This is a genomic window from Nonlabens sp. Asnod2-A12, assembly GCF_045063745.1.
Classification (GTDB): Bacteria; Bacteroidota; Bacteroidia; order Flavobacteriales; family Flavobacteriaceae; genus Nonlabens; species Nonlabens xylanidelens.
In genome coordinates, this window is the sequence record NZ_JBEFOB010000003.1 from 2,864,857 (window position 1) to 2,880,256 (window position 15,400).

Annotated in this window: 8 protein-coding genes; all 8 read left to right on the forward strand. The window is 34.2% G+C overall.

The genetic code is table 11. The features are described from left to right. The first annotated feature begins 33 nt into the window (after positions 1 to 33). The 8 genes from ACJJVJ_RS12985 (at position 34) to ACJJVJ_RS13020 (ending at position 14,941) form a co-directional block, all read left to right on the forward strand. The gene (locus ACJJVJ_RS12985) at positions 34 to 4,062 is read left to right on the forward strand and encodes a two-component regulator propeller domain-containing protein (RefSeq protein ID WP_405370769.1); all 4,029 of its coding nucleotides are present in this window, start codon (positions 34 to 36) and stop codon (positions 4,060 to 4,062) included. Between the two features lie 209 nt (positions 4,063 to 4,271). Then, a complete protein-coding gene (locus ACJJVJ_RS12990; protein WP_405370771.1) occupies positions 4,272 to 7,346 on the forward strand; it encodes a SusC/RagA family TonB-linked outer membrane protein in 3,075 nt (1,024 codons plus the stop codon). Positions 7,347 to 7,383: 37 nt separating this feature from the next. Continuing rightward, positions 7,384 to 8,931 carry a RagB/SusD family nutrient uptake outer membrane protein gene (locus ACJJVJ_RS12995; RefSeq protein WP_405370773.1) on the forward strand — a complete coding sequence of 516 codons (1,548 nt, stop codon included), beginning with the start codon at positions 7,384 to 7,386 and terminating at the stop codon, positions 8,929 to 8,931. A gap of 224 nt (positions 8,932 to 9,155) precedes the next feature. Next, positions 9,156 to 10,004 carry a DMT family transporter gene (locus tag ACJJVJ_RS13000; RefSeq protein ID WP_405370775.1) on the forward strand — a complete coding sequence of 283 codons (849 nt, stop codon included), beginning with the start codon at positions 9,156 to 9,158 and terminating at the stop codon, positions 10,002 to 10,004. A 222-nt stretch (positions 10,005 to 10,226) separates the two neighbouring features. Continuing rightward, on the forward strand, positions 10,227 to 12,452 hold the full coding sequence (locus tag ACJJVJ_RS13005) for a heparinase II/III family protein (protein WP_405370777.1): 2,226 nt from the start codon (positions 10,227 to 10,229) through the stop codon (positions 12,450 to 12,452). A gap of 3 nt (positions 12,453 to 12,455) precedes the next feature. Continuing rightward, on the forward strand, positions 12,456 to 12,833 hold the full coding sequence (locus ACJJVJ_RS13010) for a cupin domain-containing protein (RefSeq protein WP_104515746.1): 378 nt from the start codon (positions 12,456 to 12,458) through the stop codon (positions 12,831 to 12,833). 3 nt (positions 12,834 to 12,836) lie between these two features. Then, complete coding sequence (locus ACJJVJ_RS13015) at positions 12,837 to 14,141, forward strand: MFS transporter (protein WP_104515745.1); 1,305 nt, start codon at positions 12,837 to 12,839, stop codon at positions 14,139 to 14,141. Positions 14,142 to 14,179: 38 nt separating this feature from the next. Further along, positions 14,180 to 14,941: an SDR family NAD(P)-dependent oxidoreductase gene (locus ACJJVJ_RS13020; RefSeq protein ID WP_104515744.1), complete on the forward strand. Its 762-nt coding sequence runs from the start codon at positions 14,180 to 14,182 to the stop codon at positions 14,939 to 14,941. Positions 14,942 to 15,400: the final 459 nt, after the last annotated feature.

A 15,400-nucleotide genomic window follows, 5' to 3' on the forward strand; every position in this document is an offset into this window, starting at 1 on the left:
ACTATTTTTAAACCCCAACTTATTTTACTCTTTATGTGTAGATCGCTTTGCGCCATTATATTTATTTTTTCTTGTATTGCGACTGCCCAGACCGGTCGTTTTCAATTTAAACATTTGTCTACAGATGACGGTCTGTCTCAAAGTAGCGCTACTGCCATAGAACAAGATAATTTAGGGCAAGTATGGATAGCCACTAGAGATGGTCTTAATCGCTATGATGGTCATAAAATTTCTGTATTTAAAACAGAAGATGGTAATGATAATTCTTTAAGTAGTAGCGACATATTATCATTAGAAACAGGTCTAGATGGTAAATTATGGATAGGCACCTATAATGGATTAAATAATTATGATCCTAGGACAGAGTTGTTTACTCGATTTTTTGCACAAGAAGGAATTAATTCTATTCTAAGTAATAAAATACAAGAAGTTTACGCTACAAAAGATGGTCATATATGGTTAGGTACCTCTAAAGGACTTTCTATCTATAACCCTCAAGAAAATGTCTTTTATAATGATGTTTTTAACGTAAATCACTCTTCAATAAAAGTAGAAAGTGTTTTAGAATTAGAAAACGATTCTTATTTAGTAGCTTCTAATAATGGTCTGTGGCTAATTATAAAGCAAGATAAAGGTAAATATGACGCTCAAAAAATACCAGTTTTTAAAGATGAACATATATCAGATTTAATTCCTGCTGGTGGAGATGATTATTTACTTGCCACTAACAGCTCTGGGGTTTTAATTTATAATAAAAATACCAAGGCAATAGTTCCACATCCTATCAATAAAGTTCAAAAGATTGATGAAATTAGAAAATTAAGGGTGGATAATTCTGGACGATTATGGATTGGTACAGATAACGGTATCTATATTTATGAAGACGGCATAGTAACTCATCTCCAAAATAATCTAGAAGATAAAAATAGCCTTTCAAAAAATTTGGTAAAATCACTGCATAAAGACTCTAGTGGATCTATATGGGTAGGAACCTATTATGGAGGTGCAAATATTTGGAACGCTACAAATGGTAATTTTAGAAATTATATAAACAATGGAGAAAAGTCTGGTCTCAACTATTCTGTCGTAAGCCCGTTACAAGCAAATGATAAATATTTATTTATAGGCACAGAACAAGGAGGATTAAATATCCTTGATCTACAGACAGAACTTTTCTCTTATCTAACCACAGCAAATAGTGAGTTGTTGGATGATAATATAAAATCCAGCTATCTAGATAAAAATAGATTGTTTATCGGTACTTTATCTCATGGTTTTCAAATCTATAATATCAATACCAACTCATTTGAAAAGGAAGATAGATTTGCTGCGATAAATGATTCTTTGCTTAGTACAGGGGTTTATGCTTTTGCCAAAGATCAAGACCAGTTATTTATAGGTACTGCTGGTAAAGGAATAGGTGTGGTGTCTACCCTGCTAGATGCAGAAGTGTCATTTTTTAATAAAAGCAATGGTTTGAGTAGCAATATTGTGAGAACCTTATTGCTAGACAATAATAAAACTTTGTGGATAGGAACAGAAAATGGATTAAATGCTCTTGATGAGAATAAAAATATAAAAAGTTATTTGTACAACAGTAATCAAGCGGCTGGTTTTAATATATTGACTGTCTTCCAGTCTTTTGATAATAATTTATGGGTGGGTACAAAGGCTCATGGACTTTTTGTGAAATCTAACGACACATTTAATCAGGTGCCTCTTAGTTATGAAGGAAATGATATAACGACCATTCACGCTATTCTACAAGATAAAGATGGTTATTTATGGTTAAGTAGTAATCAAGGTGTTCTACAATATGATGTTCTAGAACAAAAGGTAATCGCGCTCAAAGGTAAAAAGGATGGTTTGGTCGGAAACGAGTTTAGCAATGGATCTGCCATTAAATTGTTTAACGACGATTTACTCTTTGGCGGTATATCTGGGATTACACGTTTTAACACCGCTAGATTGTTTAAAGATTCTTTCGTCCCTTCAGTTTTGATAACTGGTTTTTCTACAGGTTATGACAGTAAACCGATCTTAGAATATGATGGAGATGTTGTTGATAATATCGCTTTCGCGAAAGCGGTAAAACTAGATCATCATCAACGTAATTTTACTATAGAATTTGCTATGCCTAGCTTTCATAACGCATCGAGCAGTACTTATGAATACAGGTTAAGCGGTCTAGAAAAAAACTGGAATGTTACTAGTCAAAATGCGGCTACCTATACATTACAAAATTCTGGAAATTATGTTTTTGAAGTAAGAGGTATTAATGGAGATGGAGCAAAAAGCGGTATTACTAGACTAGATGTGGCTGCTAAACCTACTCCGTGGTTGAGCTGGTGGGCTTTATTAGGATATGCGTTAGTCCTAGGAATAGCGATTTATTTTATTCTTAACGTGTTGAAATCTAAAACTCGATTACAGCAAGAGCTTAAATTCGAGCAATTACAGAAAGAAAGAGATCGCGGTATAAACGAGGCAAAATTAAAATTCTTTACAAACATTTCTCACGAGTTTAGAACACCTCTTACGCTCATTTTAGGGCCATTGCAGCAATTACTTGCCGATTATAAGGGAAGTAATAAGATGTACAAAAAATTACTCGTTGTAGAGAGCAATGCAAATCATCTCTTACAATTGATTAATAGATTAATGGATTTTAGAAAGCTAGAACAAAATCAATTTGAGCTACAAAGCGCTCGAGGTAATATTGTTAAATTTCTAGAAGAGATCTATCTTAGTTTTAATGAATATGCTAAAGTAGGAGAGTACGACTACAGCTTTGAGTCTGTAGAAGATGAGATTTTAGTTTATTATGATAGAAAAAAGCTAGAAAGAGTTTTCTTTAACCTTATTTCTAATGCATTTAAATATACGGACAAAGGCGGTGCCATTGATATTAAAGTGACTAAAAGTGATAGAGAAATATTTGTGTCTATTAACGACACTGGTATAGGGATATCACCAGTAGAACAAGATAAAGTATTTGATAGGTTTTATGAGGTAGAAGCAGATAGAGAAAAACCTTCTCCATACCATCAAGGTACCGGTATAGGTTTAAATATTGCAAAGAACATAATAGAATTACATCATGGTACGATAATCATAGAAAGTGAAAAAGGTCAGGGATCTAGTTTTAAAGTTGCTTTAAAATTAGGAAGAGAGCACCTTGAAGATCATGAGATTTTAAAAGATTTTAAATTTAGTGACGACCTATCTCAATATACATCGCAGTTAAGTGAACTTCCTACATTTTCAAATAGTGAAGATCTAGATCTATTAAGTGACGATGATAAGCCTACCATACTAGTTGTGGAAGACAACCACTCATTACTTTCTTTTATGGTTAATTTATTAAAACCAGATTTTAATGTTATCGAGGCAGATAACGGTGAAGATGCTTTTAAACTAGCTATTAAAAACAGTCCAGACTTAATAGTAAGTGATGTGGTGATGCCTAAGATGGCAGGTACAGAGCTATGTGCAAATGTTAAAAAGGATATTAGAACTAGCCATATACAGGTGATTCTATTAACATCTAGATCTTCTTTAATATATAAACTTGAGGGACTAGAAAGTGGTGCAGATGATTATATAAGTAAACCGTTTAATATAAATGAGTTTCAATTACGTATTAAAAACTTACTGCATAGTAAGGCAAAACTGAAAGAAAAATTTGGTTCTTCAAATGACTTCTCTCCCGAGGAGATAAATGTAACCTCTGTAGATGAGCAATTACTTAAAAAAGCCATTGCTATCGTCGAGGAGAACATTCCTAATGAACAATTTGATATTCCATCATTCAGTTCTGAATTAGGTGTAAGTCGTACCATGTTATTTATTAAAGTAAAGGCATGGACTAATTTTACTCCTAATGAATTTATTCAACATTTTAGAATGAAAAGAGCGGCTCAACTTCTTGAATTAGGAACTCTTAATATTTCTGAAGTGAGTTATAAAGTTGGGTTTAGAAACCCAAAATATTTCAGTAAATGCTTCCAAAAAGCATATGGAGAAACGCCTTCTAATTATTCAAAGAAATTCTCAGAGTAATTTACGGAAAATGTAAATTTTTCACCGTGAAGCCTATATTTTTAAGGGTTTCGGATTTTTGTATACCCTTTTCTGAATTATTGATCGCTAAGGTTAAGTTAATTTTATCACAACGTTAAAGAGGTGTTCTCTGCCGCATGGTTTTCGCAAACGATGTAGGACATTTTTTTAAAAACTAACTTAAAATATTTCAACTTAAAGAAAATCTTATGCAACAAAAAAACAAACCGCAATTATTAAGATATGGACTCTTGCTAATTTGCATTTTTGGTTCATTCTTAACCTATGCGCAAACTTCTACAATAACAGGTAAAGTTGTGAGTACTGAAGGAGAAGAGCTATTAGGTGTGAGTGTTTCTATAAAAGGTACATCTACAGGTACATCTACAGATTTTAATGGTGATTATACGATAACAGTTCCTAATGCAGAGGCTGTATTAATGTTTAGTTCTATAGGTTACACTACATTAGATGTTCCTGTTAATGGACAGACTGTAATTAATGTTACGTTACAAGATGATCTAGCTTTACTAGATCAAGTAGTAGTTATAGGTTATGGTAGTGCAAAGAAAAGTGACCTTACTGGTTCTGTGTCATCTGTTTCTTCAAAAGAGTTGAATCAATTTCCAGTTCTTGATGCTGCACAAGCATTACAAGGTAGAGCAGCTGGTGTTGTAGTACAATCTAACAATGGAGGTGAGCCTGGAGCGCCTATCAATATTCAAATTAGAGGTAATACATCTATTAGTGCAAGTAGTTCTCCTCTTATAGTAGTAGATGGGTTTGTAGGTGCTACTATGCCACAAGCTAACGATATTCAATCTATGGAGATTTTAAAGGATGCGTCTGCAACAGCTATTTATGGATCAAGAGGATCTAATGGTGTTGTATTAGTGACTACTAAAAAAGGTAGAAGCGGTAAGATGATAGTTGAGTTCAATACCAACTATTCTTTTCAAAATACGACTAATGAATTAGACCTATTAGATGCAAATCAGTTTGCGGCTTATCAACAAGACGTAAATAATAACACAGCTATTACAACAGGTCAAACACCTGCTATCTACAATCAAGGTACAGGAAATACAGACTGGCAAGATTTAATTTATAGATCTGCAGTGACTCAAAATTATCAACTTTCATTTTCGGGAGGTTCTGACAAGATTAATTTCTATGCGTCAGGAAACTATTTTGATCAAGAAGGACTAATTATTAATTCTGATTTTGAAAGAGCTACTTTCTTAACTAATGTAGATGCTCAAATAAATGATAAATTAAAATTAGGTCTTAATCTTTTCGGAAGTACAGGTACAAAAAATGGTGCTGCTACTCAATCAACTGGTTCAGGTGGTGTAGGTGCAGGTGGAGATGATGTAGTATCGCTTTCAGTGCGTTATGCTCCAGATCAACCGGTTTTTAATGATGATGGTTCTTATAACTCAGGGAATACGGTTGGAGATTTAGTAGATAACCCTTTTGCAATTGCAAGTGAGCGTATAGATGAGACTAAAGAAGATAATTTTAGAGCAAATTTTTATGCTGATTATGAAATTATGGAAGGTCTTTCTTTCAAAACTACTTTTGGTTTAAACAGTGAGAACGTAAAGCAAGGTACTTATAATCCATCAATATTAGAAGTTACTGCAGGTGGTGTAGGTGGTAGAGCTGCTGTAACACATGCTAGAAGAACAAGTATATTAAGTGAAAACTACTTAACTTATAAAAAAGAATTAGGAAGAGGTGAATTAACTTTATTAGGAGGTTTATCTTATCAAAAAACAAAAACAGAGGCATTTTCGGCAGCTGGAACAGGTTTTATTTCTGATGCTTTTTCTTTCTATTCTTTAGGAAGTGCAACAGGTTTATTACAACCTAGCTCTTCATTGTCTGAAACTGTTATTCAGTCACAATTCGGTAGAGCTAATTATAGTTTAGATGACAAGTATTTAATTACTGCAACGGTAAGAAGAGATGGAGCTTCAAATTTTGCGGCTAATGAAAAGTATGCAATCTTCCCTTCAGCAGCTTTAGGTTGGAAAGTTTCAAATGAAGACTTTTTAAAGAATAGTGAAACTATCTCAAACTTAAAGTTGAGAGCTAGTTATGGTGTTACAGGAAATCCTTCTATTAGTCCTTACCAGTCGTTAGCTAGATTTGCATCTCTTTATGCAGCAAGTAATGGTGAGACTGTAAATGCGATCACTCCAGACCAGCCTTCTAATCCAGATCTTAAATGGGAATCTTCATACCAAACCAATATTGGTGTAGATTTAGGATTGTTGAAAAATAAAATTACTCTTTCATTAGATTATTATAACATTGATACTAAAGACCTGATTTTAGGTAATAACGGTATTCCTGAATACTTCGGATTTGCTAATGATGAAATCTTAACTAATTTAGGAGAAGTTAGTAATCAAGGTTTTGAACTTGCATTAACTACTAGAAATATTAGTAATGAAAACTTTACATGGTCGACTGATTTTAATATCTCTTTTAACAAGAATAAAGTAGTTGCATTAATTAATGATGCAGATTTATTTGATGACGGTACACCTAGTTACTTTAGTCATGATCAAAGTACTATCCTAAGAGTAGGAGAAGAAGTGGGTCTATTTTGGGGTTATGATTATGCAGGTGTATACCAAGGAGGAGCTTTACCAGCAGGAACAGCTACTCTAGCAAATGGTGTTGCAGGTGATCCGTTGTTTAGAGATATCGATGCTAATGGAACAATAACTGAAGATGATAGAACTACAATAGGTAACCCTAATCCTGATTATACTTTTGGATTTACTAACAACTTTAGCTACAAAAACTTTGATATGAGCATCTTTTTCCAAGGTTCTCAAGGTGGTGAAATTTTTAATCTAACAAACGTTCAGTTAGTTAATGGAGATGCAAACACTACTCAGGCTAATTATAACAATGCATGGACACCTACAAATACAGATACTAATGTGCCACGTGTAGGTAATAATAGTAACAGAGAGATTTCTTCTCGTTTTGTAGAAGATGGTAGCTACATTAGATTGAAAAACATTGCTATAGGGTATACTTTACCAGAAAACCTGATAGAGCAATTAGGAATTGAGAGATTAAGGTTTTCTGTAAGTGCTCAAAATTTATGGACTATCACAGACTATTCTGGTTTAGATCCTGAGGCAAGTTACTTCGGTGGCGGTGGAGCTAATAACCAAAGAAGTAACACGATTCGTGGTTTTGATTTTGGAAACTACCCAACTTCTAGAACGGTAACTTTTAGCCTTAACGCGACTTTTTAAATAAAAATAAACTTAGTTAATTATAATATACAAAATTATGAAAGCACTCAAAATTTTATTGTTATTGATAGCGGTATCAATAATGGGATGTTCAGATCTGGAAGAAGAGCCTGTCGGTTTATTAGCTCCAGAAGGTTTTTTCCAATCTACTCAAGATATACAAACAGCTGTTAATGGTTCTTATACTCATGCTATAAATGAAAAGTTCTGGGGTAGAAAACTATCTATTGCATTAATGTTGCGTTCTGATATGGTAGATCTTGCCTCTAATGAGACAAGAAGGATGGAAATGAATGATTTAACAACGTTAGGTAATAACGGTATGATCAGTGAATTCTGGCCTAAAACTTATCAAGGTATTGCTGCGGCAAATCAAGCTATAGCAGGAGCTGAATTTGTTGCAGCAGACGAAGCTATTAAAAACCCAGTTATCGCACAAGCTCGTTTTATAAGAGCATTTTATTACTTTCATTTAGTGAGACAGTTTGGTGATGTTCCTTATTTAGACCAACCGGTGTCTGACGCTGCTGCTGCTGCAAGCATAGGTAAAACTCCTGCTGCACAAGTTTATGAGAATATTATTGCAGATTTAGAGTATGCTAAGACATGGTTGCCAGATACGCAACCTACTCGTGCAATACCTTCTAAAGGTGCTGCTAGTTCTTACTTAGCTTTAGTTTATTTAACTATGGCAGGAAATAATGATACAGCAATGTTTCAAAGAGCTTTTGACGAGGCTGAAGAAGTGATTCTTAATGCAGGTACATATCAATATGATTTGGATTCAGATTTTCAAAATCTATTTAATGCAAATGTGATAGATGGTTCTGTTGAGCCAATATTTGCGTTAGATTACAATAATTTTGAAGCACCTAATAATGCTTATGATCAAATAGCACCTATGACTGGGATAAGAGGAGATGATCGAAATGAAGGTGGTGGTTGGTCTGTAGCTGTCCCTTCTCTAGCAGTTTATACAACATGGCCTGCAGATGATTACAGACGTGCGGTAAGTATGGATGATGGTGCTTCTATAGATGGTAATTTAGAGCCGTTTACTAACTTTATAGCTAGTGGACACCAGTTTGCAAAAAATCAACCATATATCGCTAAGTATACACGTTTCCCTGGCCCTTTTGCTCGTGGTAATGCTAGAGCAACTAGTCATAACTACTCTATGATTCGTTTTGCTGAGGTATTATTAATTGCTGCTGAAGCAGGAGTAGAGGTTGGTGAAAACCAAGCGGCTATAACTTATATCAACCGTATTAGAGCGAGAGCTAGAATGGGTGGTACTACAGAAAAAGATGGTGTGACTGTAACTGTAGCGCCTAGTGCAGTGCCTGCAGATATTTCTGGAACTGTAACTGTAAACGATGTTCTTGAAGAGCGTAGATTAGAGTTAGCCTTTGAAGGTAAAAGATGGTATGATATCGCTAGAAGACAAATCGGTGCTACTGTATTTGGAGCGTCTGGTCTAGAAGGTGCAAAATCCGATTTTTCTGTTACAGATTACTTAATGCCATTGCCGGCAGATGAATTAGATAGAAATCCTAATTTATTACCTCAAAATCCAGGTTACTAAATAGAAGATTGAAATAGCCAATTGCTTTAATCCCAACGATGTTTATTCGTTGGGATTTTTGTTTGCTTAAATTTAAGTAGCATTTATCAAGGCTATTTATTTTTATCCATTTAATTAGAGAATTAAAAGTCATAATAAAACTAGACGTTGTAGTTTTGTCGGCTGTATAATTGACTAGTATATTATTAATAACTCAACATCATTGATGTTTTATTTTATTTAAAGTGAAAGACCTACAAAAAGCTATCGTTTACATGTTGTTCAGTACACTGGCATTTGCAGTTATGAATGGACTTGTAAAATATTTGGTAGATTTCAGTGCCTATGAATTAGTGTTTTTTAGATCGCTAGGGACTTTAATTCTTACTATGGTGTTCTTACTTTATAAGAAAATACCAATATTAGGGAATAAAAGAAGTTTATTAGTAACTAGAGGTATTGCTGGTGCTGTTTCTTTAATATTATTTTTTCTTTCTTTAAAGTATTTACCTGTAGGGACTGCCGTTGTACTTAGGTACTTATCACCTGTATTTGCAGCTATTTTTGCTGTGATATGGCTCAAGGAAAAAATAAGACCTATTCAATGGTTGTTCTTTCTATTAGCTTTTTCTGGTGTGTTAGTAATGAAAGGTTTTGATAACGACCTTAGTTTAATTGGTCTCGTCTTGATATTTTCATCTGCATTGGTAATGGGAATCGTATTTGTAACTATTTCTAAAATAGGTAAGCAAGATCACCCTATTGTAATCATTAATTATTTTATGGCGATAGGAACTTTGCTAGGAGGTGTTTTGGCTCTCAATGATTGGAGGACTCCTCAAGGTAATGAGTGGATTATTTTAAGTAGTCTAGGTGTTGTAGGTTTTGTAGGGCAACTTTTTATGACCAAAGCTTTTCAAATAGCATCTACAAATCAAGTTGCACCTCTTAAATATCTAGAAGTTATTTTTACTGTCCTTATAGGCGCGTTCTGGTTTATGGAAACCTATACGATATGGGCTATTTTAGGTATGGTGATGGTCATTGCAGGATTATTACTTAATATCTTTTACAAGTCAAGAAAAGTAAGCTAAAACACTCTTATTTTTAATGAGTTAATTCCTAGTGTTTCACAAATAATACATCTCTTTCTTAAGATAGATGCCTTTGTGTCTATAATTCCTTAAACAAACTATAGTTTAATTTGCAAATTCGCATTTATTGTCTTTAATTTGGGCAACCAGATTGGTCAACCAATTTATTTTTATCTTTTGATAATACTATTGGTTTTTACTCAATTAACCTTCTAGAAGATTATGAATTGGAAATTAATTTTAATTGTATGCCTTTTAGGTGTTGTCTCTTGCGAGGACAGTACTACTGCAGGTGGTGATACTACAACGATAGAGGCTACTAACTCTAGTTCAAAATTGCTTTTAAGCGACGATGGAATAGCAGATTTTAAATCCTCAAATAGTGATGTTGTAAAAAACACTTTAAAAGAATTATCACAATCTGTAGATGTTATTCTTACTGCACCTATAGAGATACCGCAACCAGTAGATGCAGGTGGTGGTTATTCTCATGAAAAACACAAACAAAATTATGCCGAACTTTATAAAGTAGCATTATCTCAAAGTTTAGATCCTCAAGAAGATAAGCTTACTTACATAAGAAATATGTTTGATGGATATGCAAATATGTATCCTACCTTAGGTATGCACCCTAAAGACAAGGAGAATCATCCAGGCGGTAAATTATACTGGCAAGGTCTTAACGAGGCAGTAACTCTTTTTTATATGATACAATCATATGATCTTACTCGTGGTTATTTAACCGAAGATGAACGCTTAAAAATAGAAAAAGATTTATTACGCCCTATGGCAAAATTCTTAAGTGAAGATAGTTATGAGGTTTTTAATAAAATCCACAATCATGGAACATGGTCTGTAGCTGCTGTCGGTATGACTGGTATGGTGTTAGGAGATGATGATATGGTACAAAGATCTATTTATGGATCTAATAAAGATGGTAAAACTGGTTTTATAGCACAACTAGATCATTTATTCTCTAGCGACGGTTTCTATAGTGAAGGTCCTTATTACCATAGGTATGCTATTTTGCCCTTTATTGCATTTGCTCAAGCTATTGAAAATAATGAACCAGAGGTTAAGATCTTTGAACATAGAGATGGTATTCTTAGAAAAGCGGTAACTACATTACTGCAACTTACAGATGAGCAAGGAAGATTTTATCCTATTAATGATGCCATTAAAAGTAAGACATGGGAAAGTGATGAGGTAGTTTTTGCCACTAACATAGCTTATAAGCAATATAAAGATGCAAGTCTTTTACCAGTCATTAAAATGATGAATAAAATATCATACACTGACGCTGGTGTTATAGCTGCCAATGCTATTACAGACGATACAGAAGATTTCTATAACAGACCTAGTATGTTTATAGCAGATGGTGTAGAAGGAAAAAGCGGTGGTCTTGCATTAATGCGCAGTCCACAAAATACATCAGGTCAACTACAGGCGGTTCTTAAATTTTCTACTCAAGGAATGGGTCATGGACACTTTGATAGATTAAGTTTATCTGTATATGATTATGGTAACGAGATTATGCCTGATTATGGTGCGGCACGTTTTTTAAATATAGAAACTAAAAGAGGTGGTAGGTATCTACCAGAAAATAAAACATATGCACAGCATACCATTGCACATGGAGCAGTTGTTCTAGATGAGAAATCTCAATATAAAGGAAATGTAAAATATTCTGAAGAACATGTTTCTCATGTTGTAAAAACAGATATGAGTGGAGAACGTTTGCAAGTAAGTATAGCAGCAGATTCAACAGCATATAATGGTACTAATTTGTCTCGTTCTATAACGATGATTAATGAGCCAGAAATTTCTAACAGACCATTCCTTATTGATTTGTATCACATCGATTCTAAAACAAGTCATCAAATGGATTTAAATTATCCTTTCTTTGGTGATATTATAGATACTCAATTTGATTATAGCAGACCAGTTAACAAAACGGTTTTAGGAAAAGATAATGGTTATAATCATCTAGAAGTATTAGCACAAGGTTCTCCTAAATCAAATGCTACTAACACTCAGTTTTCATTCTTACAAGCACAACGTTTTTATAGTATTACTAGTGTTGCTGATGCTAGTACGCAACTATTTATTACCCAAACTGGTGCTAATGATCCTGAATTTAATATAAACCTACAGAGACAGTATTTGATCAGACAGCCTAAGAATAAGACTAGTCACACATTTGCAAGTGTTATTGAGCCTCATGGATTCTTTGATCCTGTTAAAGAGACAGTAACTTATCCTAAATCTGTAATTTCAAACTTAAAGCATGAGCAGCAAGATGGTTATGATATCGTGACCTTTAATGCTGGCGGTGCTATGTATTTATACACGCTTTCGCGAAAGCGAGATAACAACAAGAATCATACAATAGAATATAATGGGAAATCCTATTCTTGGGATGGAACACACCAATTAATAAAATTATAAGTCATGAAAAGATATAGTGAAAAGTACATTCTTACAGAAGAAATGAAATGGGAAAATCTAGGAGGTGGAGTTTCTCGTAAATTTTTAGGGTACGATAACCAGATAATGATGGTTCAAGTAAAGTTTGAAAAAGGAGCTGAAGGAGCGCCACACAAACATTTTCATACACAAACTACTTATGTAGCGGCTGGTAAGTTTGAATTTATTATTGATGGAGTAAAGCAAATAGTGAGCGCTGGAGACGGTGTTTATATGGAACCTAACCTTTTACATAGCGCAGTATGCCTAGAAGAAGGGATGTTAATTGATGTTTTTGCACCGGTACGTGAAGATTTTTTAGATGGTAGTGGTGTATCTTATTTTGGAGACAAAGAGGCATAATCTATGAAAGTCAAAGGATTAAGATGGTGGGTAGTAGGGTTAATTGCCCTAGCAGCCGTAATAAATTATATAGACAGACAGGCGTTTTCTGTTTTATGGGAAACTGAAGGAGGTATTGCTGATGAGCTTTACCCTGAATTAGATGCAGACGGTAGAAAAAAAATATATGGAAGTATTGGTACATATTTCATTATCGCCTATGCTTTAGGTCAGGCATTATTCGGTAGAATTTTTGATAAATTAGGAACACGTTTTGGTTTTGCTTTATCTATTGGTTTTTGGTCACTAGCGACTGGTTTACATGCTTTAGTAAGTGGTGTTCTAGGTTTTACATTTGTGAGATCTCTTTTAGGACTAGCTGAAGCTGGTAACTGGCCTGGTGCTGCAAAAGGTAATGCAGAGTGGTTCCCTACTAATGAGCGTGCAATCGCCCAAGGTATATTTAATTTTGGTGCTTCTTTTGGAGCGTTAATATCGATACCTCTTATTGGATTTATGGCACAAAAACTACATTGGCACATCATCTTTATGATTATCGCTTTACTAGGGTTTCTTTGGTTAATACCATGGTTAGTTGTTGTGAAAATTGGACCTAAAAAACACCCTTGGCTTACAGATGAGGAAAAAGATCGTATTCTTAATGGTCAGAAAAATGAAGTTGCCACTGTAGAAGGTGAGGTAGAACCTAAGAGTATGTCTTACGGTAAATTATTAGGCTTTAAACAAAGTTGGGGTGTTATTATAGCATCTGCGGCTATAGACCCTATCTGGTGGATTTTTGTAGTCTGGATACCTAACTACCTTGTAAACGTATTCGGTGTGGGTATAGAAGGTATTACAAAATATGGATGGATACCCTATCTAGGTGCTATGATTGGTGCTTGGTTCGGTGGTTTGTTAGCAAAGAATTTCTTTAATAGAGGGTGGGATGTTAACAAGGTAAGAAAAACAACTATAGGTGTAGGGTGTGCAATCATGCTTCCTGCATTATTATCATTAAGTAATCCTGGTAGTCCATTAATAGCTGTTTTAATCATGGCTGTCGTTTTATTCGGATTCCAAACTGCGATAGGAAATATTCAAACTTTACCTAGTGATTTATATAGTGGTAAATCGGTTGGTACGCTATCAGGACTAGCTGGTATGTCTGCAAAGTTTGCTGCTGCAGGACTAACATGGTACATAGGTTCAAAATTACCAGCAGATAAGTATTCTTTTGTATTTCTTATAGGGGCTGTACTTGTAGCAATCGTAGTGTTTGCTGTTTGGGTGCTTATCCCTAAGATTAAGCCATTACAAAGAGCTTAAAAAATTAAAAAAAAATAAATTTAAACTAAATCAATAATATGAAATTTGAAGGAAAAGTAGCGGTAGTAACTGGGGCAACTGGTGGTATCGGTTTTGAAGTAGCAAAAAGATTAGGTAAAGATGGTTATACGGTTGTTTTAAACGGTATAGATGATGAGGCTGGAGCAAAAAGAGTTGAAGAACTTACTGCTGAAGGTGTTACTGCTGAATACCTAGGTTTTGATGTTACTAAAGAAGATGCTGTAACTGCTAATATTACTGAAATAGGTAATAAATATGGTAGAATTGATGTGCTAGTAAACAACGCTGGTGGTTTAGGTGGTAGATCTAGATTTGAAGAGATGACTACTGAGTTTTATAGATTTGTAATGGCTCTTAACCTTGATTCTGTATTTTTTGCATCAAGAGCAGCTATACCATTTCTTAAAAATGGAGAACACCCTTCTATAATTAACTATACTTCTAACGCTGCATGGAATGCTGGTGGACCAGGTGCAGGTATTTATGGAACGTCTAAAGCTGGTGTGCATGCTATTACAAGAGCACTTGCAAAGGATCTTGCAGAATATGGAATTAGAGTAAATGCAGTATCTCCTGGTACTATCGATACTCCTTTCCATGCGCAAATCAAATCTACTAAGCCAGAAGTATTTGCTTCTTGGGCAAATAATATCTTATTAGGTAGACTAGGACAGCCAGAAGATGTTGCTGGTGTTGTTTCTTTCTTAGCTAGTAAAGATGCATCATTCATAACTGCAGAAACTATCCAAATAGGTGGTGGTCAGGCATTAGGTATCTAATAGTAGATACTATGAATTCTGAAAAATCAATTTGATTTTTCAATAAATTAGCCAACATGTTTAAGAATTATCCCTGATAGATTTCCTATCAGGGATTTTTTTATGCAAAATTTTGAGATTTATTTTTCAATTTGATAGTGAACTATAAATCTTAAAATAGAGGCTTTCTTCCATGTTTGTACAAAGTGTTCTTGTATTATGATGCTATATAAATCTATAGAAAGAGCTGTTTCATGAACTTAATTTGCATAGAATAAGATTATACAAATGATTGACCATGTCCAATGATGTCCTTATGAAGAGATATAAGGGAGGTTTACTAGTTTACGATACGAGCTTTATAAGTGATTTATATATATCTATTTAGAAAGATTGGGCGCTATTTTACTAGTGTTTATAGATTTTAGGATTATATGAAAGCACATAAAAAAAGCCTAATGATTTGAATATCATTAGGCT